Source organism: Brachybacterium sp. NBEC-018 (assembly GCF_024860185.1).
Classification (GTDB): Bacteria; Actinomycetota; Actinomycetes; order Actinomycetales; family Dermabacteraceae; genus Brachybacterium; species Brachybacterium rhamnosum.
In genome coordinates this window covers 928292-950917 of record NZ_CP100650.1, presented here as the reverse complement: position 1 = coordinate 950917, position 22626 = coordinate 928292, and the positions used below count along the sequence as shown (strand labels likewise).

Here is a 22626-nt window from a genome sequence, read left to right as displayed (position 1 = left end):
CCCCCTCGTCTCGGGTCGGGAACTCACAACCTCCCCGTTGCGCGGTCACGAGCGTCGGGCCAGGATCTCTGCTCGCGGTCACCGCCTCCGTGTGACGCGCCGCGTCCACCAGGACGCGCCCACCGCCGCGAAAGGCACCCATGGCCCCCGTCCAGCAGCCCACCCGCCGTGCGCTCCTCCGCGGCGTCTCCTGGGCGGTGCCCACCGCCGCCGCCGCCGTCGCCGCGCCGGCCGTCGCCGCCTCCTCCCCCGAGGTCTACAGCGGCGGGGAGTACGGACTCTTCGTCTCGACCCAGTACAACGGCGGCTACGTCGGCTACTCGAACTCGAACGACTCCGTGGCCACGGTCTCGGCGAAGACCCCCTCGGCCTACTTCTCCGCCAGCCCGAGGCCGGAGAGCGACATCAGCTGGAACGACGCGGGCACGTGCCGCACCAACTCCTCCCTCTACGTGAACGGCGAGGGCTCCTTCACCCCGGTCACGAACTCCGCCAGCGGGGCCGCCGGCTCCTACGGCTCGGCCTCGGGCTTCTGGTGGTCCGTCCCCACCACGAGCCCCGGCACCGGCAGCGGCTACATCCCCAGCTCCACCGCGACACTCAAGAGCGGGGCGACGTTCGTGACCCAGGTCGAGGTCCTCATCCCGGCGGGGTCCAACGCGAGCTGGACGGCGAACAACATCAGGGTCGCGGGGTCGACCTGGACGAAGGCACTCAGCGGGACCCTGGACTCGAAGACGGCGACGGCGACCTACCTCTCCGTCGGTGCCGTCGCCGGTACGTGGTCCATCACCGCCCCGACCATCACCACGCTCTCCAGCGGCGCCTACCGGGTCACCGGCACCATCACGTTCACCACGACGGCCGATGCGAAGGTGACCCAGAGCGGGACCAAGTACTACGGCCAGGCGATCATCATGCCGGCGACGCTCCAGGTGAACCCCTCGTACGGGTGGACCAGCGTCTCCCTCACCTCGTACGTCAAGTCGGCCACCATCGCCTACACCGGCCAGAAGACCGGCATGCCGTCCTCGACGACGCTCACCGACCGGCTGACGACCACCTCGACGCTCCTCAACGACGCCTGCTGAGGCAGCCGATCCCAGGACGCGCAGCGGCCCCTCCCGCCGAGGGCGGGAGGGGCCGCACGCCTGCACGGACGCCCGCGCGAGGCGGGATCAGCGCGGCATGTTGCGCAGGTTCGCGGAGGCCATGTCGAGCATCTTGCCCACGCCGCCCGCGAGCACGATCTTCGTCGACGCCGTCGCGAAGCCGCGGATCTGCTGCGGGCTGATCTTCGGCGGCATCGACAGCGCCGCCGGGTCCGTGACCACGTCGATGAGCACGGGGCCCGGGGTCGCGAGCGCCTTCTCCATCTCCTTGCGCAGCTTCTTCGGGTCGGTGATCCGCACCGAGGTGATGCCGGCGCCCGCCGCGATCGCCGCGAAGTCGACGCCCTCGTGGTCGGTGCCGTAGTCCGGCAGCCCCTCGACGAGCATCTCGAGCTTGACCATGCCGAGGCTCGAGTTGTTGAAGACGACGATCTTCGTGTCCAGCTGGTGCAGCTTCACGGTGAGCAGCTCACCCATGAGCATGCCGAGGCCGCCGTCGCCGCTCATCGAGATGACCTGCCGGCCGGGGAACGCCTTCGAGGCGCCGATCGCCTGCGGCAGCGCGTTCGCCATCGTGCCGTGGTGCCAGGAGCCGAACAGGCGGCGCTTCCCGTTGGGGGTGATGTAACGGGCGCCCCACACGTTGCACATGCCGGTGTCCACGGTGAACACGGCGTCCTCCGCGGCGAGGTCGTCGAGGGTCGCGGCGACGAACTCGGGGTGGATCGGCTTCATCCGCTCGACGTTCTTCGTGTACGCGGCGACGACGCCCTGCAGCGCCTTGTGGTGCGCCTTGAGCATCTTCTGCAGGAACTTCGCGTCCTTCCTCCCCTGCAGCAGCGGCAGGACGGCCTGCAGGGTGAGCGCGACGTCGCCGTGCAGCGCGAGGTCGAGCGGAACGCGGCGGCCCAGGCGGGAGGCGTCCGCGTCGATCTGGACGATCCTCGCCCTCTCGTTCTGCGGGAGGAACTCGCTGTAGGGGAAGTCCGTGCCGAGCAGGATCACGAGATCCGCCTCGTGCATCGCGTCGTAGCAGGCGCCGTAGCCCAGCAGCCCGCTCATGCCGACGTCGTACGGGTTCTCGTACTGGATCCACTGCTTGCCGCCGAACGCGTGCCCCACCGGTGCCTTCGTCGCCTCGGCGAGCGCGAGCACCTCCTCGCGGGCACCCTCCACGCCGGCCCCGGCGAAGAGCATCACGGAGCGGGCCTCGTCGATCATCTCGGCGAGCCGGCCGACGGGCCCCGCGGCCGGCTGCACGGCGCCCAGCTCGACGGCGAGGTCCTTCGTGAGCGGGCCGTCGACCTCCTGGTCCGCGACGTCGCCGGGGACCACGAGCACGGAGACGCCGCGCTTCGCGATCGCCGTCTGGATCGCGATGTGCAGCAGCGTCGCGCCGTGCGGGCCGGAGTTCACCATCTCGCAGAAGTGCGAGCACTCCTGGAACATGATCTCGGGGTGGGTCTCCTGGAAGAAGCCGGTGCCGATCTTCTCCGAGGGGATGTGGGAGGCGAGGGCGAGCACGGGGGCGCCGTCGCGGTGCGCGTCGAAGAGCCCCTGGATCAGGTGCGTGTTGCCGGGGCCGCACGAGCCGGCGCACACGGCGAGCTTCCCCGTCAGGCGGGCCTCGGCGCCGGCGGCGAAGGCGGCGGCCTCCTCATTGCGCACGTGCACCCACTCGATGCCCTCGGTGGTGCGGATCGCATCCACGACGGGGTTCAGCGAGTCGCCGACCACCCCGTAGATGCGCTCGACGCCGAGGTAGCGCAGCTGGGTGACGAGGAGGCGGGCAAGACTGGTGCGGGCCATGGTTTCTCCTGGGGTCGACGGCGGAGCGGCCCGCGTCCTGCAGGCCGCGATGGGATCGAGCCTAGCCCTCCTCGCCCGGCTCCTCCGGGGTCGGGGTCTCGTCCCTCACGAACCTGACGGTCTGCACGCGCCGCTCGTCGACCTTCGTCACCTCGAGCCGGCCGCCCTCGATCGGCACCGTGTCACCCTCCACGGCGATCCGGCCGAGGGACGCCATGACGAAACCGCCCACCGTCTCGTAGCCGCCCGTGTCCGGCAGCTCGATCCCGGTGTGCGCCTCGAACTCCTGGAGGATGAGGCCGCCGTCGACCTCGCCGTCCGCGAGGCCCGGGTGCTCCGGGTCCGCGCCGCGGGGATCGGCGTCGAACTCGTCGTAGATCTCGCCCACGAGCTCCTCGAGCAGGTCCTCCAGGGTGACGATGCCGTCGGTGCCGCCGTACTCGTCCACGACCACCGCGATCTGGTCCGCCTGGGCGCGCATCCGGTTCAGCGCCCGCAGCACGGCGACCGTGCCGGGGACGTGCTCGATGGGGCGGGTGATCGAGGAGACGAGCGTCGCCTCCGGCTCCTCGACATGCAGCAGGTCCCGCACGTGCACGAAGCCCAGCACGTCGTCCATGTCCTCGCCCGTCACCGGGTAGCGGGAGTGGCCCGTGTCCAGCACGATCGCCCGCACCTGCGCGACGGTCGCCTCCCCCTCGAGGAAGTCGACCTGGTGGCGGGGCCGCATGACCTCGACGACCGTGCGCTCGGAGGCGTCGAAGACGTCCGCCAGCACCCGCGACTCGGCCTCCTCGAGGGCGTCGGAGTCCCGCACCATCGCCTTGATCTCCTCCGCGGAGACCGCCTCGCGGTTCGCCTGCGGGTCACCGCCCAGCAGCCGCACCACGAGGTTCGTGGAGACGGACAGCAGCCAGATCACCGGCCGCATGAGCCGTCCGAACACCCCGAGCGGCGGGCCGACGATCTTCGTCAGGCCCAGCGCGTTCTGCATCGCGAGGCGCTTCGGGGCGAGCTCACCGAGCACGAGGGAGAGGAACGCGATGAGCAGCGTCATGACGATCAGCGCCGTCGTGCTCGCCGCCGAGTCGCTCATCCCGAGTCCCGTGAGCACCGGGGTGAGCACCGGCGCGATCGTCGAGGCGCCGTAGGCGGAGCTCAGGAACCCCGCGACCGTCACGCCGATCTGCACCGCGGAGAGGAAGAGGTTCGGGTCCCGCACGAGGCGTGCGGTCGCCTCCCCGCGGGGCCCCGTCTCCTCGAGCTGGCTGATCTGGGACTCGCGGAGGTTCACGATCGCCATCTCCGTGCCTGCGAACACGCCGCCGATCAGCACGAACAGCAGGACGAGGACGATGTTCACGATGACGGAGGGATCCATGCGCCCACGCTACCGGCCGCGCCTGCGCCGAGCCCGGGGGCGTGCGGGTGGCGCTCACCCCACTCCTCATCCGGACGGGCTCGGGCCTACGGGACGTCTTCGTACCGATGTCCCCGGATACGGCCACATCTGTCCAAGGACGTCCCGTACCCGTCGGGCGGGCCCGGGTCAGAGCAGCGGGATGAGCTCCTCGCGCACGGCGGCGAGCACCCAGTTCGCGCCGCCGTTCTCGATGTGGGAGGTGATGGCGACGAGGGCCTCCTGCTCGGGGAGGACCAGCAGGAACTGGCCGTAGGCGCCGTCGGCCCGCCACGCGCCGTCCGGCTGGCTGGCCCAGACGCCCAGGCCGTAGCGGGCGTTGTCCGGGTCCGGCCAGGCGGTGGGGACCCAGGTGTCCTCCGCGTGCATGAGGTCCACCCACTCGGCGGGGACGAGCTCGGCGCCGTCGACGGTGCCGCGGCCCAGCAGCACCTCGCCGATCCGCGCCATCTCGCCGCTCTTCAGATGCAGGCCGGTCGCGCCCCAGCTGTGGCCGTCCACGGTGGTGTGCCACTGCGGGTTCACGATGTCGAGGGGCTGGAAGAGACGGGGTATGAGCCAGTCGCGCAGGGTCTCCCCGGTGCGCTGCTCGATGATCCGGGAGAGCAGGAAGGGCCCGCCGTTGGAGTACTCGAAGGCGCTGCCGGCCTCCCGCACGAGCGGCGTCTCGAGGTACAGCGAGGTGAGATCGCGGTGGTCGCGCTCCTCCTGGGCGAAGGCGGTGACGGGCGAGCCGGAGGTCATGGTGAGCAGATGGCGGATCGTCACGTCCCCCACGCCCTCGCCGTAGCGGCCCTCCGGGGAGGGGAGGTGGTCGACGGCGCGGTCCTCGAGGTCGAGCAGGCCTTCGGCGCGGGCGATGCCGACGCCGAGCGCGGTGACGGTCTTGGAGACGGAGTAGACGTTCTCGGCGGTGTCGTCGACGAAGCGGTGGACGACGTCCTCCCGGCCCGGGCGGATCACGTGCACGGCGCGCACCGCGAGGGAGCGCTCGGTGAGCCGCTGGCGCAGCGGGAGCAGGAGCAGGGGATCGGGGATCGCGGCTTCAGGGGTGCGAGGGGCGTCGGCGCTCATGCCCGGAAGGCTACGCGCGCCGTTCGGCCCCGGTCACGGGCGGTCCAGACACGACCCGTGACCGGCGGAGGGGAGGGACGACCTCTCCCACGCGGGGGACCGCCCCGGCGACGACGTCCCGGCCCGCGAACCTCATACTTTTCCCACGCGCGGGGGATGACCGGCGGGCAGGCGTCGGCCAGACTGACCTCGCGACGGCCATGGTCGGCGACGACCTGCGCCGTCGCGACCGTCCCGACCTCCGGTCGCCACGTTCCGCATCACCGGACCACACCTTCCCCGCCTCCTCGGCGCCCCGCCGCCGAGCCGATCGAAAGTCCTCCGATGGCCGCACTGCGTCGCTACGTCTTCCCCCTGTTCTGGATGCTGATCCTCGGCATCATCGCGATCTCCCTCGCCCGCCTGGCCTTCTTCCCCGGGGAGTCGAGCGCGGCGGAGGAGGATCCGATCAGCCCCAGCGCCGACTTCGACCAGTACGCCACGGCCGCCGTCTCCCGCGCGGACATCAGCTCCGAGCTCGTGCTGCCCGCGACCGTCGCCCCGGACGAGGGCACGCCGCTCAAGGCGACCGCCGCCGGCGAGATCAACAAGGTGTGGGTGAAGGACGGCGACGAGGTCCAGGAGGGCACGAAGATCCTGCAGGTCCGCGTGCCCGTCGAGGCGGATCCCGTCGAGATCGCCGCCACCGAGGACGCGGCCGCCACCGCCGACGGCACGGACGGCGCCGAGGACGGGACGGGGACCGAGGAGGTCGCCGCCCCGGCCGCGCCCGCCACCTCCTCCCCGCAGGAGTACCGCTACCTGACGCTCGTGGCCGACGGCCGCGGGATCGTCCGCGACCTCACCGCCGTCGAGTGGGAGACCGTCTCCGTGGGCGACACCGTCGCGACCCTCTCCCCCGGCACCTACTCGATCACCGCGGACCTCACCCCCGAGCAGCAGCTGTCCCTGCTCGACGTCGACATCGAGGCGACCGCGACGCTGCCCTCCCTCACCGACCCGATCCCCTGCTCGCGGCCCGCCGTCACCGAGGACGACCCGCCGGCCGACGACGACCAGGCCCCCAGCAGCGAGGGCGCCTCCATCGAGGTGAACCCGATGACGGGTGAGGAGATCACCCCCGAGACGACGTCCGCCCAGCTCAGCTGCGCGATCCCGGACGGCACCCGCGTCGTCTCCGGGCTCACCGGCGAGGTGAGCGTCGCGCTCGGCACCGCGGAGGGCGTGCTCACCGTCCCCACCACCGCGGTCGAGGGCGAGGGCGAGGCCGGCACCGTCTACACGCTCGACGAGGCGACCGGCGAGCCCACCCCGATCGAGGTCGAGCTGGGTCTGCGCGGCGACGGCGTCGTCGAGGTCCGCAAGGGTCTCGAGGAGGGCCAGGAGGTCCTTCAGTACGTGCCCGGCGTGGACAACGCCGAGTCCGGCATGGACGGGATGGAGGTCTGGTGACCGCCGCGGAGCCCCTGCTCCACCTCGAGGGCCTGCGCCGCTGGGTGCGGCTGCCCAGCGGGGAGGACCTGCACATCCTGCGCGGCGTGGACCTCGAGGTCGACGCCGGGGACCACGTCGCGATCGTCGGCCGCTCCGGCTCGGGGAAGTCGACCCTGCTGAACCTGCTGGGCCTCATCGACCGGCAGAGCGACGGCGTGCTCCGCTTCGACGGCCAGGACGTGCACCGCCTGCGGGACGCCCGACGGGCCCGCCTGCGCGGCGCGTCGATCGGCTTCGTCTTCCAGCAGTTCAACCTGCTCGACGGCCGCACCGCCCTCGAGAACGTCATGATGCCGCTGCTGTACGGGGACGCCCGCCAGTTCTGGCATCGCGAGAAGCTCGCCCGGGAGATGCTCGACCGGGTGGGGCTCGGCGACCGCGCAGACCAGGTGCCCGCGCGGCTCTCCGGCGGTGAGCAGCAGCGCGTCGCCGTGGCGCGGGCGCTCGTGCGCCGGCCGCGGCTGATCCTCGCCGACGAGCCCACCGGCGCCCTCGACGTCTCCACCGGGGAGGCGGTCATGGCGCTGCTCGACGAGATCGCCCGCGACTCCGATGCCGCGCTCGTCACGATCACCCACGACCTGCAGGTCGCGGCCCTCTCGCAGCGGGCGTACCTGCTCGACGAGGGCACCCTCCACGACATCGGCACGCTCGACGCCGCCGGCACCGCGGAGGCGCGCACCGCGCTCGCCGCGACCGCGGGCCTGCGGGCGGGGCGGGAGGCCGTCGCATGACCGGGCTGATCGCCTCGATCGTCGAGGCCTACGGGGAGCTGCGGGTCCACAAGGGCCGCATCATGCTCTCGCTGATCGGCGTCGCCTTCTCGGTGTTCGCGCTGACGGCGGTGCTGGGCGGCGGGGGCATGCTCTCCGGCGCGCTCGAGCAGTCGATGGAGCGCAGCGGCGGCCGCGACGCGACTCTCATGATCTCCTCGTTCGGCGGCGCCGAGTCCGTGACCCCGCAGGAGCAGGACGAGGCCGTGCTCGAGGAGATCGACCGCCTCGGCATCGACCAGCGCACCCGCCGGATGTACACCGACGCGCGGGTGCAGACCACCGAGGGGGTCAAGTTCACCCAGCTGATGGGGGTGGACCCGGCCTACGGGGACATCTTCCGGACTCAGGTCGCGCAGGGCCGGTGGCTCGCCGATTCCGACCAGCACCGCCTCGCCCCGGCGATCGTCGTCAACCAGCCGCTGTACGAGGCGCTCGGCCGGCCCGCGCTGGGCACCGAGCCCGTCACCCTCTACGGGGAGAGCGGGGCCTCGGAGTCCGGGCAGGCGATCGTGATCGGCGTGCTCGCCGCGGATCCGAACCTCGACTGGGACCTCGCGGCCTTCGCCCCGGCCGACAGCGTCGCGCAGCTCCCCGGGAAGACCCCGGAGACGACGATGACCTCGGAGTACCTCGTGTGGGTGCCGCCGGAGCAGGCCGACGAGATCCGGGCGCGGCTCGCACAGACCCTCGCCGGCGCGGGAGTCGGCACCTTCGACGTCTCCCCCAGCTCGTTCTCGCTCGAGGACCAGGGCTTCGGCGCGATCACCCTCGGCGTGGTCGTCGTGGCGCTCGTGATCCTGCTGCTCGGCGCGCTGGGCCTGGTGAACATCTCCCTGGTCACGGTGCGGCACCGGGTGCGGGAGATCGGGATCCGACGCTCCTACGGCGCGACCGGCGCACGGATCTTCGTGGGGGTGCTCATGGAGTCCGTCGTCGCGACGGTGCTCGCGGGGGCGATCGGCGTGGCGTGCGCGGTCGCGCTCGTGAAGGCGCCCTTCGTCACCGACTACTTCCGGGAGCAGGGCCTCGTGGACCTGCCGCCGTTCCCGGTGACGGCGGTGCTGCTGGGCCTGCTCGCGGCGACCGCGGTGGGCGTGCTCGCGGGCGCCCTGCCGGCGCTCATCGCGACCCGCATCAAGGTGATCGACGCGATCCGCGGCTGAGGCCACCGCGCGCACGCGGAACGGGCCGGCACCCTCGCAGGGGTGTCGGCCCGTGCCGCGTCGGTCACGTCAGGGAGTCGCCGCGGTCCGCGAGCGCCTGCTCGAGCTCGTCGCGGATCCGGTCGCCGCCGGCGTCCTTCCAGGTGGCGACGCCGCCCGCCCAGGCGTCGACGCCCTGGCGGCCCTGGAGGATGTCGCCGGTGAGATCGTCGATCCGCCCGGTGATCGCGCCGCCCACCTGGGAGCTCGTCTCGGAGTAGAGCCCGCGGGCCGGATCCGTCACGCCGTACGAGACGGTCGACTTCTGCCCCTCGTACCAGCTGCGCGTGGACTCGGGATGGCCGGGCACGTAGATCGGCCAGGGGGCGTCGGTGAGATAGCGGAACCCGAGCGGGGTCTCGCTGCGACCGCGGTCGGTGAGGACGGGGTCGGTGCCCTGGAGCTCGTGCTGCTCCCCCGCCGTGCCGTACAGCCGGAACAGGTACTCCTCCGTGCCGAAGGGTGCGGCGAGCCAGTTCAGCATCCCGAGCAGCGCCTGCACGCGGTCCCCGGCGTCCTTGCGGATCGCGGAGATCCCGAAGGTGGGGTTCGCGAGCCAGGAGACCGCCTGCGAGGCGTCGCCGTCGTAGCCGGGGGTGCGGACGACCCGCATCGCGAAGTCGTCGCCGGAGGTCTGCTCGCGATGGAACTGCGGCCATGCGGAGAACGTGTCCCAGGTGAAGAGGGAGCGGCCGGAGCCGAACCAGTTCTTCACGTCGTTGCCCTGCGCGGCGAAGGTGTCCGGGTTCAGCACGCCCGCCTCGACCATGCGGCGGGCGGCCTCGAGCGCCTCCTGCTGCTCCTCGGCCTCGAAGCTGCGGGTGAGGGCGCCGTCCTTCTCGACCCAGCCGTTGGGGATGCCGAGCATCTGGCGGATCAGGTCGAGCGGGACCGAGCCCATCGCCCAGGTGTTCTCCGAGGGGGCGGTGACCTCCTGGCAGAGGGCGAGGAACTCGTCGAAGGAGGTGGGGTCCTCGGTGATGCCCTTGCGCTCCAGGAGGTCCTCGCGGGCGTAGAGCACGCTCGTGCTCATGACCCCGCGCGGGATCGGCACGCCCATGATCTTGCCGTTCAGGGCAGCGGGGCCCCAGGTCTCGGTGGGGATGTTCGCGAGGAAGGGGTAGTCCGCGATGGCCTGCCCGGAGAGGTGCGGGGTGAGGTCCAGGGCGGAGGCCTCGATGAACTGCGGCAGCTGCGGCATGCCGCCGTCCACGAAGAAGATCTCCGGCAGGACCCCGCCGGCGACGGTCGTCGCGAACTTCTGCCCCCAGTCCGGCCCGGGCACGATGTTGATGCGCAGGTCCGATCCCAGGCGCGCGTTGAGCTCCTGCCAGAAGCGGTTGCGCGTGACGTCCGGTGGGACCGGTGAGTCGGTGCGCACCAGGGAGACGACCTCCTTCCCGTCCCCGGGCACGCCCGTGCTCGCGGCGACGGGGGACTCCGGGTAGGCGAGGAAGCCGTCCATGAGCCCGGTCGCCGGGTCTCCCGGGAGGTCCGGGGTGACGCCCTCGAAGGGCAGGTGGGCGGGTAGCTCGACGGGGGCGTTCGCGAACTTCGCGGGGATCCCGCCGCGCCCCTCGTTGCTGCAGCCGGTGAGGGCGGCGACGCCGAGCCCGGCGCCCAGGCCGGCGCCGAGGATCGTGCGGCGGGTGGGTGCCGGCATGGCGGGGCCTCCGAAGGGTCGCGGGCGGTGGGCGGGGCGGGGCTGCGGGCTCGGGCTCATCCCTTCACCGCCCCGGTGAGCATCCCCTTGGCGAAGTGCCGCTGCAGGAACGGGTAGACCACGACGATGGGGATGATGGAGATGACGAGGATCGCCATCTGGATGGTGGTCTGCGGCGGGGTGGACTCGACGACGGTGCCGAGGTCCGTGCCGCCCAGCTCGGTGCCGTTGACGACGTAGGTGCGCAGCACCATCTGCAGCGGCCAGCGCGAGGAGTCGTTGAGGTAGAGCAGCGCGTTGAAGAACGCGTTCCAGTAGCCGACTCCGTAGAACAGGCCGACGACGGCGAGCACGGCCCGCGAGAGCGGCAGCCCGATCCGCAGGAAGATCTGCGTCTCGGAGGCGCCGTCGATCCGGGCGGCCTCGAGCAGCTCCGCGGGCAGGCCCACGAAGAAGGAGCGCACGACGATCACGTTGAAGGCGCTCACGGCGGTGGGGATGATCAGCGCCCAGTAGCTGTCGATGAGGCCGAACTGCCGCACCGCGAGGTAGCTGGGGATGAGGCCCGGGGAGAACAGCAGGCTGATGAGCACCAGCAGCAGCATGGCCCGGTTTCCGACGGTCCCCCGCCGGGCGAGCGCCCACGCGAGCATCGTCGTGAGGGTGAGGCTGAGCAGGGTGCCGATCGCGGTCACGCCGATGCTGATGAGCAGGGCGCGGGCGACGACGCCGCCGGAGAGGATCGAGCGATAGGCGCTGAGGTCGATGTCCCGGGGCAGGAGGACGAAGCCTCCGGCGTCGGTCACCTGGTCGGCGGGGGCGACGGAGGTCGAGACGATGCCGATGAAGGGGATGATCACGAGCGCGCAGGCGATCGTGAGGACGACGGCCTTGACGGTCTTCTCGACGGGTCCGGCGGTGTCGGAGAGCCGGCGACGGCGGGGCGTCCTGCCGGGCCGCTCCGGTGCGGCGCCGCTCCGGGTGGGGTCGGTGCGGGTGGGATCGGTGGTGGCGGTCATGCCTTGTACACCCCCTGCTCGCCCAGCGCGTGGGCGATCTTGTTGGCGGTCAGCACGAGGACGAGCCCGACGACGCTCTTGACGAGGCCGACGGCTGCGGCGGTGCCCCATTGGCCGCCCGATATCCCCTCGTTGTAGACGTAGGTGTCGAGCACCTCGCTGGCCTCGGTGCCCACGGCCTGCTGCTGCAGGATGATCTGCTCGAAGCCGACGGTGAGGGAGCTGCCGAGCTGGAGGATGAAGAGCATGACGATGATCGGCCGCATGCCGGGCAGGGTCACGTGCCACATCTGGCGGGCGCGGGAGGCGCCGTCGACGGAGGCGGCCTCGTAGAGGCTGCGGTCGATCCCCGCGAGCACGGCGAGGAAGAGGATCGTCGCCCAGCCGGTGTCCTTCCAGATCACCTGGGAGGTGAGGAGGACCTTGAAGAGGTCCGCGCTGCCGATGATGTCGAGGGTGGCCAGGCCGTTGCTGCGCAGCAGGTTGTTCACGAGGCCGGAGCCGCCGAGCATCTGCTGGAAGATCGCGACGACGATGACCCAGGAGAGGAAGTGCGGCAGGTACAGGATCGACTGCACGAGCTGGCGCATCCGGGTGGACATGAGGCTGTCGAGGATCAGGGCGAGCACGATCGGCAGCGGGAACACGAGCACGGCCTGGATGAGCGTGAGGATCAGCGTGTTGCGCAGGGCGCTGAGGAAGGCGGGGTCGCCGGTGACGAGGATCCGGAAGTTGTCGAGGCCGGACCACAGGCTCTCGGAGATGCCGAGGTAGGGCTGGAAGTCCTGGAAGGCGATGACGTTGCCCAGCAGCGGGTAGTACTGGAAGGCGATGAGGACGAGCATCCCGGGCAGGGCGAAGAGCAGGACGGTGCGGTCCCGCACGACGCGCTGCCACCAGGACTGACGGGGGCGGCCCGGGGCGGGCGCGGCGCCGGCGGGGTCCTCGTCGCGGAGGACCGGGCGCTGGGCGGTGCCCGCGGTCATCGGGTTCTCACCCGGTCGCGGGCGAGGGGGTGGTGGGGCGCCGTCGGGGCGCCCGGTGTTCGTGGAGTTCGCACGATCTGCTCCGTTGCATAGTGATCGATCACGGTGGGATTCTCACGTTAGATCGTGATCGATCACACCGCAAGGGCCGACCGCCGACGAGCCGTGCGATGACTCGCGCCGGCCCGCCCCCGCGCTGTGCGACGATCACCCGGACCGGGGCAGCTCGCCCCTGAACTGCTGCTCGGCGAAGGAGCACCATGGCCGCACCCTCGGAACCCCGCGCCGCCCGCGGCGGCGGTCGCTCGACGATCTGGCAGGTCGCGGCCGCCGCCGGCGTCTCGCACCAGACCGTCTCCCGCTACCTCCACGGCGAGTCGCTGCGCCCAGAGAACCGGGAGCGGGTGGCCCGCGCGATCGAGGAGCTCGACTACCGCCCCAACCTCTCCGCCCGCTCCATGCGCACCCGCCGCACCCAGCGCGTGGGCGTGCTGCTGCCCGCCGTCAGCAGCTTCCAGGCGACGACGCTGAGCGGCGCGATCGACGCCGCGACCGAGGCGGGCTACGTCGTCGAGGTCTCGAGCGTGGACGGCGACGCCCGGCTCGCCTTCGACCGCGCCCTCGCCCTCGCGGACTCCGGCCAGGTGGACGGCGTGCTCGCCCTCGCCCCGCTGCCCCCGGAGACCCAGGACCGCTACCCCGGCCGCGCCGCGATCGTCGCCTCCGCGGACTACGACGACCAGGCCCACAGCACCGGCGCCATGGCCGACGGCGCGTGCCTCGCCGAGCTCGTCGAGGGGCTCCATGCCCTGGGACACCGGCGCTTCCTGCACGTCACGGGCGATCTCGAGTACGCCTCGGCCCGCAGCCGCCGGCAGGTCTTCGAGGAGACGATCCGGCGCCTGGGCCTCGGCGAGCCGCGCGTCCACGAGGGGATCTGGAACGCGGAGTCCGGCCGCTCCGCGATCATCCCGCTGCCCGAGGAGGACCGCCCCACCGCCGTGATCGCGGGGAGCGACGCGATCGCCGCGGGCGTCATCGAGGGAGCCCGACAGCGCGGATGGCGGATCCCGGAGGACCTCTCCGTCACCGGCTGGGACGACCTCCCGCTCGGCGCGCACATGCAGCCCACGCTCACCACCGTCAAGGACGACCGCCGCCGGCTGGGGCGGGAGGCGATGCTCCGCCTGCTCGCCGCGATCCGCGAGGAGCCGCTCCCCCAGGAGCAGCCCTCCCTCACCCATGTCATCTGGCGGGGCTCGACGGGCCCCGCACCCCGCTGACGTCGAGGAGGACGCCGCGATGCCCACCGCCACCCCGCAGGACCCGCCCGCCCCGCCGGACGTCGTCGTGATCATGACGGACCAGCAGGTGGTCGGCTGCACGGCCGCGAGCGGCGGCCCGGACACGATGCCCCGCACCGATGCGCTGCTCGCCGGCGGCACCCGCTTCACCCGGGCGCGCACGAGCTCACCGCTGTGCGTCCCGGCCCGGGAGTCCCTGCTCACCGGGCGCTTCCCGAGCGCGCACCGGGTGCGGCAGAACAGCACCGCCCGCCATGCGCTCTACGGCACGGACCTGCTCGACGTGCTGCGCGGCTGCGGCTACTCGCTGCACTTCAGCGGCAAGCCGCACATGCACCCAGGCCCGTCGGACTTCGACTCCTTCACGGGCCCCTTCCTCCACGACCACGGGCCCGGCGCCGCGGTGGACGGCTTCGCCGCGTGGCTGCGCGCGATGGACCACGGGGTCGCACACGCGCCCACCCCGTTCCCCGTCGAGGACCAGTTCCCGCACCGGATCGTCGACGGCGCCCTCGCCTCGCTCGAGGCCGCCCCGGAGGACGCCCCGCGGTTCCTGTGGGTGTCCTTCCCGGAGCCCCACAACCCCTACCAGGTGCCCGAGCCCTACTTCTCGATGTTCGAGGACGAGGTGCCGCCGCGCGCCACGGACACCTCCGTGCTGGACGGCATGGACTGGCGCTTCCGGTGGCTGCACCGCCTGTTCGAGGAGAAGCGGCCCGGCTTCGACGACGACTGGCGGCGGTACCGGGCGAACTACCTGGGCATGCTGCGGCTGATCGACGACCAGATCGGCCGCGTGCTCGACGCGATCGCCGCGGCCGGGCGGGACACGATCGTGGTGGTCCTCGCGGATCACGGCGACTTCCTCGGCGAGTACGGGCTGCAGCGCAAGGGCGCCGCCATGCCCGATGCGCTGATGCGGATCCCGCTGGGCTTCGCCGGCCCCGGGATCGCGGCGGCGGAGCGGGAGGAGCTCGTCTCGATCGTCGACGTCCTGCCCACCCTCGCCGAGCTGCTCACCGGGCAGATCCCCGCGGGGGTGCAGGGCCGCTCGCTGCTGCCGCTGCTGCGCGGTGAGCCCGCGCCGCAGGAGGAGTTCGGGTCGATCCTCGGGGAGCTCGGCTTCGGCGGCGTCTCCTACGACGAGGACGCCCGCCCGCCCCTGCACTTCCCGTACGAGGGGCGCTCCCTGGACGAGCTGAACTCCGTGACCATGGGCGGGGAGATGCGGATGCTCGTGCGCGGCCACCACAAGCTCGTGGTCGACGACCGCGGGCGGGACACCCTCCACGACCTGGAGGCCGATCCGCTCGAGATCCACGACCTCAGCGGCGACCCCGATCGTCAGGGGCTCCGCGCGGAGCTGCACCGGGAGCTGGTGCGATGGATGATGCGCGTCGCGGACGATCTCCCCGAGGGCGACTACGTGCCCCGCACGCGGCCCCACCACTGGCGCTGGGCCTGAGGCCCGGAGCCCGGGGCTCCGGGCCTCGGCGCCGTCGGCCCCTCAGTCCTCCGGGAGGTCCGCGAAGGCGGCCTTCATGTCGTTGTACCAGCCCAGCGACTGCTTGGGGTGCAGCCAGCGGAACCTCATCTCCTGGCGGGCGGGCTTGTGCGCCTCGTCGCCGGCCTTCACGGCCTCCTTGAGGTGCTTGTCCTGGGCGTTGATGACGTCGTCCGCGCTCTCGCCGCGGTGGGCGAGCTCGCAGGGGCCGCCGAGCTGCTGGCAGGTCATGGTCTTCATGGGGTGCTCCTTGATCGGGTTCGTGCTGCTGTCATGGTGATGACGCGCGACGGGGCGGGAGTGTGACAGCCCCGCCGCAGTCGGATCGGGATCGGTGGGCGGTCAGCGAGGATCGGCGCCGTCCCGGCGCACCACGCGGGCGAGCAGCTCGGGCCGGGCACGGAAGTCGATGCGGGTCACGCGGCCGCCCGCGACGGTGAAGTCGAACAGGACCATCGCCTGCCCGCGGTGGTACCAGGCGGAGCCGGGCCGGCCGTCCACCGCGACGGGGAGGGCGGCGTGGGCGGAGCCGTTGAAGAAGGCCGCGACGTCCTCGCGGCCGTCGATCGCGGCGGGGGTGCCGGTCGCGATCGCCTCCTCGTCCCCGCGCACCACGGCGTCCGGGGCGAGCAGCGCGATGAGCCGCGTGAAGTCGCCCTCGCGCGCGGCGGCCATGAACGCGTCCACGACCTCCCAGTCCGCGAGCGGGTCCTCGCCGCGCGGCTGGGCGACCTTGGCACGGGCGCGGGAGGCGAGCTTGCGGGCCGCCTGCTCGCTCGTGCCGAGCGCGGCGGCGATGATCCCGAACTCGAAGCCGAAGCTGTCGTGCATGACGAAGGCGATGCGCTCGTTGGGGCTCAGCCTGTCCAGGACCAGCTGGAGAGCGGTGCCGACGGTGTCCGCGAGGGCCATGTCCTCCGCGGGGTCCGGGGCGCTCTCGCCGGGGTCGACCGTCTCCTCCGGCACGGGCACGCGGCGCCGCAGCCGGTCCAGGCACAGCCGGGTGGTGACCGTGGTGAGGAAGGCGGGGAGGCTGTCGATCTCCTCGCCCGTGCCGTCGCCGGTGCCGGCGAGGCGCAGCCAGGCCTGCTGGACGACGTCCTGCGCCTCGGCGTGGTCGCCGAGCACGCGGGCGGCGAGCGCCTCGAGCCGCGGCCGCTCGGCCTCGAAGCGCCGGGCGAGCTGCTCGGCGTCGTCGCCGGGGAGACCGTCATCGGGCAGCGACGGGGCCGACGGGTCGATGAGAGACATGAGCTGATCCTTCCGTGCGGGCCGACGGCGCGTCCACCGGCTCTCCACCCCTCTGACGCGCCGGGGCGCGGAGGTGTGACGGGAAGGGTCAGACGTGCAGGGTGTCCGGGACGCCCTCGGAGGCCTCGCGGCCCACGGGCTCGAGGAAGCGCACGCTCTCCCGGGTCCCGATGACCTGCATGACCACCGCGGTGACGACGAGCAGGGCGAGGGCTCCCGCCAGGCCGCCGGCGAGCGCGGCGTTCCCGGGGGCGGTGACGGAGGCCGCGTCGAGGGCCGCGCCGGAGGTGCCGGGGGCGGCGCTCGCGGCGACGAGCGGGGCGATGCCGGCGCCCGCGGAGGTCCCGGCGAGCAGCGCCGCACCGATCAGGCCGAACACGCCGACCCCCGCGGTGAGCAGCATCGGCACCTCGAGGCCGCCGCTCTTCCAGGTGAGCACGGCGGCGCACAGGGCGAGCACCACGGCGGGGATCAGCACCGCCACGTGGAGGTCGCGGCCGATCAGGGCGATCAGCGCGGTCACGGCGATGCCCGGCCAGGGCAGGGCGAAGCGCGCGCCGAGGGTCTGCAGCACCACGCCGCGCAGGGCGAGCTCGATCCCGACGGCCTGCAGCGGGGCGAGGAGCAGCACCACGAGGATCACGGCGATCCGTCGGCCCGCGCCGCGCGGGGCGGCGTCGGCCGGATCCGGCCAGACGGCGTCGGGGCCGGCGAGACCGGCGGCGATCGCGCCCGCCCCGCCCGCGACGGCGACGACCACGAGCGCGCCGAGCAGCATCCAGGGGGCGCCGCCGCGGAGCATCCGGCGGCGGAACCGCGTCGAGACGGACCAGGCCGTCGCGAGGGGCCGCCAGCCGCCGAAGCGCACGCCCACCATCCCGGCGGGCACCCAGAGCGCACCCATGAGCAGGGCGAGGCCCACGTCGAGCGGGCTGGTGGGGTCGCCGCTCGTCACGCCGAGGGCGACGTTCATGCCGGGGGCGAGGGCGAGCACCAGCACGGCGGCCACGAGCAGCGCCGACGCGAGGATCACGTACGCAAGGAGCGTCGCGAGGATCGTCAGCAGCGCCCGCGAGCGGGTGGACCACTCGGGGCGGAGGGTGGCCATCCGGTGGTACGGCACGGGCTTCGCGGCGTGCAGGGCACGGCAGCGACGCGCGGCGTCGGACCGCCCGGTGGCGGGATCGATGAGTCGGCGCATGGCCCGCTCACTCTAGGCCTCCGGGCGCAGGTGCACCACCGGGGCCGCGGTCACGCCCGTCACAGCCGGGAATCCGCCCAGGACCTGCGGCGTCGCGGCGCGATGTGAGCAACGACCCGGTCCCGTGCGCCGCCCTGCGCCGCGGTGGGCCCCGCCGGATCGATCCCGCCGAGGGTCCCGGGACGGGCCATCCGCCGCGCGGTCCTCGACCGTGCGGCTGATCCTGCGCCCGCCCCGCGCTCCCTACGCTGTGCCCATGGCCTATCCGCATCCCGACGACGCGCCGTCCTCGCGCAGCTCGCGCGAATGGGCGATCGCCGCCGCGCAGACCATCGTCTGCCTCGTGCTCGGGATCGCGCTGTGGTTCATCTCGACCGGCCTCACGCTCACCGAGTACCAGAACGCCCCGCCGCTCGCGCTGCGCACCTTCACCCTCGGCGAGCTCGTCGTGGGACTCCCGATCGCCCTGGTCATCGGACCGCTGCGGTTCCTGCGCCCGGGTCGTCTGCACACGGTGCTGCACATCGTCCTCGCGGTCGTCGGCTCCGCGGGCACGCTCGGCCTGCCCGCGGCGACCCTCGCGCTCGTGCGGATCGGTCGGCGCCGCCAGCTCGCCCCGGACGCCGTGGTCCTCGCCCTGCTGTGCGCGCTCGGCGTGGCCCTCGCCGCGCTCGACCACGCCATGCGCTCGACCGCCGGCACCCGGGTCGACGCGCTGCTGCCGATCGTCGTCATGGCGCTCGCGGCGATCCCCCTGCTCGTGGGGCACACGCTCGCCACCCGCCAGATCCTCGTCGCATCGCTGGGCCGGCAGGCCGTCGCCGCGCAGAGGGCACGGGAGGCCGCGGAGCGCGAGGCGGGCGCGCTGCGCCGCGAGCGGGACGCGGAGATCGAGCGGGTGCGCGCCGAGGAGCGCGCGGCGCTCGCCCGCGACATGCACGACAGCATCTCTCACCAGCTCGCGACGATCGCCATGCACGCGGGCGCCCTCACCTACCGCGAGGACCTCTCCCCCGCCCAGGTGCGCTCCGCGGCGGGCACCGTGCGGGACGCCGCGCAGGTCGCGAACCAGGAGCTCAAGGAGGTGCTGCTCGCCCTGCGCTCCACCGAGGGCGCCGTGCCGCTGCCCACCGCCCCCACGCTCGACGAGATCGTCGACCTCGCCCGCGAGAGCGGCCAGGACGTGACGCTCACCTGGGACGGCGTGACGCCCGCGGAGCTCGCGGCCCGCAGCCGCGGCACCGTCGTCGCGATGGCGCGCATCCTCTCCGAGGCCGTCGCGAACGCCGCGAAGCACTCCCCCGGCCCGCCCGTCGCCGCGTCCCTCACCCGCACCGGCCACCGGCTCGTGCTGCACGTGCGCAACCCGCTCCCCGGCCCGCCCGAGGAGCCCCATGACGCGCCCTCGACGGGCCACGGCCTGATCGGCATCCAGGAGCGGGCCCGCCTGCGCGGCGGCGACGCGACGACCCGCCGCGAGCAGGACTCCTTCGAGATGGAAGCATGGGTGCCGTGGTGACCGATCCCGACCTCCCCCTCCGCGCCGATGCCGCCCCCGGCGGGGCTCCCGACGGCGGCCCGCGCGTGCTGCTCGTGGACGACGAGGCGCTCATGCGCTCGGGCCTGCGCCTGCTCATCGACGGGGCGAGCGGCATCGAGGTGGTCGGAGAGGCGGGCGACGGCCAGCAGGCCCTCGACGAGGCCGCCCGCCTGCACCCGGACGTGATCCTGCTGGACGTGCGCATGCCGCGGATGACGGGGCTCGAGGCGCTCGCGGCGCTGCGCGAGCGCGGCGACGAGGCCCGGGTCGTCATGCTGACCGCCTTCGACACCGACGACTTCCTGCTCACGGCGCTGCGCGGCGGCGCGGTGTCCTTCCTGCTCAAGGACTCCCCGCCGCAGGAGGTCGTCGACGCGGTCCTCGACGCCGCCGCGGGCCGCGCCCGCTTCTCCCCGGAGGTCCTCTCCCGGCTCGTGCGCCTCGCCGCCGGGACCGGGGACGACGGCACCGCTGCCGACGGCGGATCCGTCGGCCCCGACGAGACCGAGGGCGCCGCGTCCCCGTCGGCCCCCGTCGAGACCCCCGTCCCCGACGGCCTCACCGCCCGGGAGTGGGAGGTGGGGCGGCTCGTCGCGCAGGGCCTCGGCAACCCGGAGATCGGGGAGGCGCTGTTCCTCTCGGTCGCCACCGTGAAGACGCACCTCGGCAAGCTCTACGACAAGCTGCAGGTCACCAACCGGGTCCAGCTCGCGATCCGGGTGCTCGAGCTGGGCGGCTGAGCCCTGCCGAGTCGCGCGCGGGGACGGCGGACGGCGCGATAAGCGATGGCCGCGACGGCCGCCGGCTCGTAGCATCCGGGCCATGCCTGCCTTCCCCGACCTCACCGTGCTCGATCCCGTGGGTCCCGCGACCCGCTGGCGGGAGGTCGAGCGGCGCCTGCTCGAGAACGGCTGGACGCCCTGCGGCGCCGGGGACTGGGCGTTCGCCCTCGCCTCCCCCGACGGCGGGACCGTCGCCCGGATCAGCCCCTTCGACCCCGTGGGCCCGTGGACCGCGCGGCTCTACACGGAGGCCGCCGCGACCGGGAGGGTGCCGCGCCTGCACCTGCATCGGCGCCTCGCCGGCGGGGCGGATCTGCAGGTCATGGAGCGCCTGGACCCCGTCCCGGAGGCGGAGGCCGCTGCCTTCCTCGCCGGGTTCCGCGACCGGCATCCCGCGCTCGCGGAGGTCGTGGACCGTGTGCACGCCGCGGCGCTCGAGCAGCTCCCCTGGTGCGGGCCGCTGGACACGAACCCGTCGAACGTCATGCGCTCCGCGGGCGGGGACCTCGTCACGATCGACCCCTACTACGCGGACGGCCCCGCGCTGTACGCGGCCGCCGCGCAGGAGCCGGACCGCTTCGTCCGCGCCCTCCCGCCGGAGGAGCGCCAGCACCTCACCGAGATCCCCCTCGACTGCTCCGGCCCCTGGCCGCAGGAGGAGCGGGACGCGCTCGCCGCGCGGGTGCGGCAGGCGGATCGCGACCGGCCCGCCGAGGAGCTGATCGCCGAGGCCGCCGCCGCGGACGTCTCCGGCTGGGGCTTCACCTGGCTCGAGGGCCGCGCCACGGAGGAGCGGCCGCCGTGGCGCTACTCCCGTCTGCTCGCGGAGGCCGTCGGCGCCGCGGGCGTGGCGGTCGACCTCGACACGGGCGGCGGGGAGGTGCTCGGGGAGAGCCCCCGCCTCGCCCGGGAGCAGCACGTCACCGAGTCCTGGGCGCCGAACGCGGCCCTCGCCCGCGAGCGGCTCGGCCCGCGCGGCGTCACCGTCCACGAGATCGCGCCCGGGGCGCCGATCCCGCTGCCGGACGCCTCCGCGGATCTGGTCACCGCCCGCCATCCCGTCGCCCCGGACTTCGAGGAGATCGCGCGGGTGCTCGCCGCGGGCGGCGAGTACCTCGCCCAGCACGTGGGGCCCACCTCGGCGTTCGAGCTGATCGAGGCCGTGCACGGTCCCACCACGGCGGTGCAGCGCCGCGGCCGGCACCCGGAGGACGAGGCCGCCCGGGCCCGGGAGGCGGGGCTCGAGGTGGTCGAGCTGCGCACGGCGCGCCTGCGCATGACCTTCCACGACATCGGGGCGGTGGTCTGGATCCTCCGCAAGTGCCCGTGGTGGGTGCCCGGGTTCTCCGTGGACACCCACCGCGCGCCGCTGCTCGAGGTGGACCGGATCATCCGCCGGGACGGCGCGTTCGTCGCGCACTCGACCCGGCACCTGATCCGCGCCCGACGGCCCTGAGCGACGGCTCAGGGCCGGCCGGCGGGCCCGCTCAGGAGGGCTCGGGGAGCGCCCCGACCACCGCGTGGGGGACGTAGGGCTCCTCGAGGGAGGCGATCTCCTCCGCCGTGAGCTCGAGGTCCAGGGCGCCGAGCGCCTTGTCGATGTGCTCCTTCTTCGTGGCGCCCACGATCGGCGCGGCGACCGGGTCCTGCGCGAGCAGCCAGGCGAGGGCCACGTGCACGCGCTCCACGCCGCGGTCCTCCGCGATCTCGGCGACACGCTGCACGATCGCGCGGTCCGTGGACTCGGTGGAGTCGTACTTCGAGCGGGCGGTCGCATCGGTGCGGGCGCGGTCCGTCTCCGCGGTCCAGTCGCGGGTGAGGCGGCCGGCGGCGAGCGGGCTGTACGGGGTGGAGCCCACGCCCAGGCGCCGCAGCAGCGGCATCATCTCCCGCTCCTCCTCACGGTAGAGGAGGTTGTAGTGGTTCTGGAGCGAGATGAAGCGCGTCCAGCCGTTCACCTCCGCCACGTGCTGCGCCTCGAGGAACTGGTGGGCGAACATCGCGGAGGCGCCGATGTAGCGCACCTTCCCCGAGCGCACGAGGTCGTCGAGGGCCTGCATGGTCTCCTCGATCGGGACCGCGTAGTCCCAGCGGTGGATGATGTAGAGGTCGATGTAGTCGGTGCCGAGGCGCCGCAGGGACGCCTCCGCCTCGTGCATGATCGCGGCGCGGGAGAGGCCGGCGCCGTTGGGACCCGGGCGCATCCGGCCGTGCACCTTCGTGGCGAGCACGACCTCCTCGCGGCGGGCGAAGTCGTTCAGGGCCTTGCCCACGATCTCCTCGCTGCGGCCGATCGAGTACACGTTGGCCGTGTCGAAGAAGGTCACGCCGGCGTCGAGGGCGTGCTGGATGACCGGGCGGGCGGCGTCCTCCTCGAGCACCCACGGATGGATCCACGCCTCGGGGTCGCCGAAGCCCATCGTCCCCATGCACAGGCGGGACACCTCGAGGCCGCTGCGGCCCAGGTTCACGTACTCCACTGTCGTCTC

General features: G+C 73.3%; 19 protein-coding genes. 9 read left to right on the top strand and 10 right to left on the bottom strand.

Features of this window, described 5'->3' with window-relative positions; genetic code table 11:
- The first annotated feature begins 140 nt into the window (after positions 1 to 140).
- A complete protein-coding gene (locus NLU66_RS04320) occupies positions 141 to 1091 on the top strand; it encodes an amino acid oxidase (protein WP_259361712.1) in 951 nt (316 codons plus the stop codon).
- An 87-nt stretch (positions 1092 to 1178) separates the two neighbouring features.
- Here the strand turns inward: NLU66_RS04320 and NLU66_RS04315 are convergent, their stop codons facing one another.
- The 3 genes from NLU66_RS04315 to NLU66_RS04305 all read right to left on the bottom strand — a co-directional run bounded on the left by NLU66_RS04315 (position 1179) and on the right by NLU66_RS04305 (position 5415).
- Positions 1179 to 2921 carry a pyruvate dehydrogenase gene (locus tag NLU66_RS04315; RefSeq protein ID WP_259361711.1) on the bottom strand — a complete coding sequence of 581 codons (1743 nt, stop codon included), beginning with the start codon at positions 2919 to 2921 and terminating at the stop codon, positions 1179 to 1181.
- A 61-nt stretch (positions 2922 to 2982) separates the two neighbouring features.
- On the bottom strand, positions 2983 to 4302 hold the full coding sequence (locus tag NLU66_RS04310) for a hemolysin family protein (protein WP_259361710.1): 1320 nt from the start codon (positions 4300 to 4302) through the stop codon (positions 2983 to 2985).
- Positions 4303 to 4470: 168 nt separating this feature from the next.
- Positions 4471 to 5415: a serine hydrolase domain-containing protein gene (locus NLU66_RS04305; RefSeq protein WP_259361709.1), complete on the bottom strand. Its 945-nt coding sequence runs from the start codon at positions 5413 to 5415 to the stop codon at positions 4471 to 4473.
- Positions 5416 to 5739: 324 nt separating this feature from the next.
- Here NLU66_RS04305 and NLU66_RS04300 point away from each other — a divergent pair, with 324 nt between their 5' ends.
- Genes NLU66_RS04300 through NLU66_RS04290 form a run of 3 tightly spaced genes read left to right on the top strand, consistent with a single transcriptional unit; the run spans position 5740 to position 8848 of the window.
- Positions 5740 to 6867, top strand: coding sequence for an efflux RND transporter periplasmic adaptor subunit (locus NLU66_RS04300; protein ID WP_259361708.1), 1128 nt, complete (start codon positions 5740 to 5742; stop codon positions 6865 to 6867).
- Positions 6864 to 7643, top strand: a complete 780-nt coding sequence (locus tag NLU66_RS04295; RefSeq protein ID WP_259361707.1) for an ABC transporter ATP-binding protein — start codon at positions 6864 to 6866, stop codon at positions 7641 to 7643. The genes NLU66_RS04300 and NLU66_RS04295 overlap by 4 nt, the downstream gene beginning before the upstream one ends.
- Complete coding sequence (locus tag NLU66_RS04290) at positions 7640 to 8848, top strand: ABC transporter permease (RefSeq protein ID WP_259361706.1); 1209 nt, start codon at positions 7640 to 7642, stop codon at positions 8846 to 8848. The genes NLU66_RS04295 and NLU66_RS04290 overlap by 4 nt, the downstream gene beginning before the upstream one ends.
- A gap of 64 nt (positions 8849 to 8912) precedes the next feature.
- On the opposite strand, the gene NLU66_RS04285 is transcribed toward NLU66_RS04290, so the two are convergent.
- The 3 genes from NLU66_RS04285 to NLU66_RS04275 are packed head-to-tail and all read right to left on the bottom strand — an operon-like array spanning position 8913 to position 12555.
- Positions 8913 to 10550: an extracellular solute-binding protein gene (locus tag NLU66_RS04285; RefSeq protein ID WP_259361705.1), complete on the bottom strand. Its 1638-nt coding sequence runs from the start codon at positions 10548 to 10550 to the stop codon at positions 8913 to 8915.
- 56 nt (positions 10551 to 10606) lie between these two features.
- On the bottom strand, positions 10607 to 11569 hold the full coding sequence (locus tag NLU66_RS04280) for a carbohydrate ABC transporter permease (RefSeq protein ID WP_259361704.1): 963 nt from the start codon (positions 11567 to 11569) through the stop codon (positions 10607 to 10609).
- Positions 11566 to 12555: an ABC transporter permease gene (locus tag NLU66_RS04275; RefSeq protein WP_259361703.1), complete on the bottom strand. Its 990-nt coding sequence runs from the start codon at positions 12553 to 12555 to the stop codon at positions 11566 to 11568. The genes NLU66_RS04280 and NLU66_RS04275 overlap by 4 nt, the downstream gene beginning before the upstream one ends.
- 260 nt (positions 12556 to 12815) lie before the next feature.
- Here NLU66_RS04275 and NLU66_RS04270 point away from each other — a divergent pair, with 260 nt between their 5' ends.
- Positions 12816 to 13838, top strand: coding sequence for a LacI family DNA-binding transcriptional regulator (locus NLU66_RS04270; RefSeq protein ID WP_259361702.1), 1023 nt, complete (start codon positions 12816 to 12818; stop codon positions 13836 to 13838).
- A gap of 19 nt (positions 13839 to 13857) precedes the next feature.
- Positions 13858 to 15324, top strand: coding sequence for a sulfatase-like hydrolase/transferase (locus NLU66_RS04265; protein WP_259361701.1), 1467 nt, complete (start codon positions 13858 to 13860; stop codon positions 15322 to 15324).
- 42 nt (positions 15325 to 15366) lie between these two features.
- Here the strand turns inward: NLU66_RS04265 and NLU66_RS04260 are convergent, their stop codons facing one another.
- From NLU66_RS04260 to NLU66_RS04250, 3 genes are all read right to left on the bottom strand, one after another.
- The gene (locus NLU66_RS04260; protein WP_259361700.1) at positions 15367 to 15603 is read right to left on the bottom strand and encodes a hypothetical protein; all 237 of its coding nucleotides are present in this window, start codon (positions 15601 to 15603) and stop codon (positions 15367 to 15369) included.
- Between the two features lie 102 nt (positions 15604 to 15705).
- Complete coding sequence (locus tag NLU66_RS04255; RefSeq protein WP_259361699.1) at positions 15706 to 16614, bottom strand: sigma-70 family RNA polymerase sigma factor; 909 nt, start codon at positions 16612 to 16614, stop codon at positions 15706 to 15708.
- An 88-nt stretch (positions 16615 to 16702) separates the two neighbouring features.
- Positions 16703 to 17815 carry a type II CAAX prenyl endopeptidase Rce1 family protein gene (locus NLU66_RS04250; protein ID WP_259361698.1) on the bottom strand — a complete coding sequence of 371 codons (1113 nt, stop codon included), beginning with the start codon at positions 17813 to 17815 and terminating at the stop codon, positions 16703 to 16705.
- Positions 17816 to 18071: 256 nt separating this feature from the next.
- Here NLU66_RS04250 and NLU66_RS04245 point away from each other — a divergent pair, with 256 nt between their 5' ends.
- From NLU66_RS04245 to NLU66_RS17695, 3 genes are all read left to right on the top strand, one after another.
- The gene (locus NLU66_RS04245; protein ID WP_259361697.1) at positions 18072 to 19334 is read left to right on the top strand and encodes a sensor histidine kinase; all 1263 of its coding nucleotides are present in this window, start codon (positions 18072 to 18074) and stop codon (positions 19332 to 19334) included.
- Complete coding sequence (locus NLU66_RS04240) at positions 19319 to 20095, top strand: response regulator (protein WP_416232181.1); 777 nt, start codon at positions 19319 to 19321, stop codon at positions 20093 to 20095. The genes NLU66_RS04245 and NLU66_RS04240 overlap by 16 nt, the downstream gene beginning before the upstream one ends.
- A gap of 82 nt (positions 20096 to 20177) precedes the next feature.
- Complete coding sequence (locus tag NLU66_RS17695) at positions 20178 to 21593, top strand: hypothetical protein (protein ID WP_323374443.1); 1416 nt, start codon at positions 20178 to 20180, stop codon at positions 21591 to 21593.
- A gap of 31 nt (positions 21594 to 21624) precedes the next feature.
- Here the strand turns inward: NLU66_RS17695 and NLU66_RS04230 are convergent, their stop codons facing one another.
- Positions 21625 to 22617 carry an aldo/keto reductase gene (locus tag NLU66_RS04230; RefSeq protein WP_259362540.1) on the bottom strand — a complete coding sequence of 331 codons (993 nt, stop codon included), beginning with the start codon at positions 22615 to 22617 and terminating at the stop codon, positions 21625 to 21627.
- Positions 22618 to 22626 lie beyond the last annotated feature (9 nt).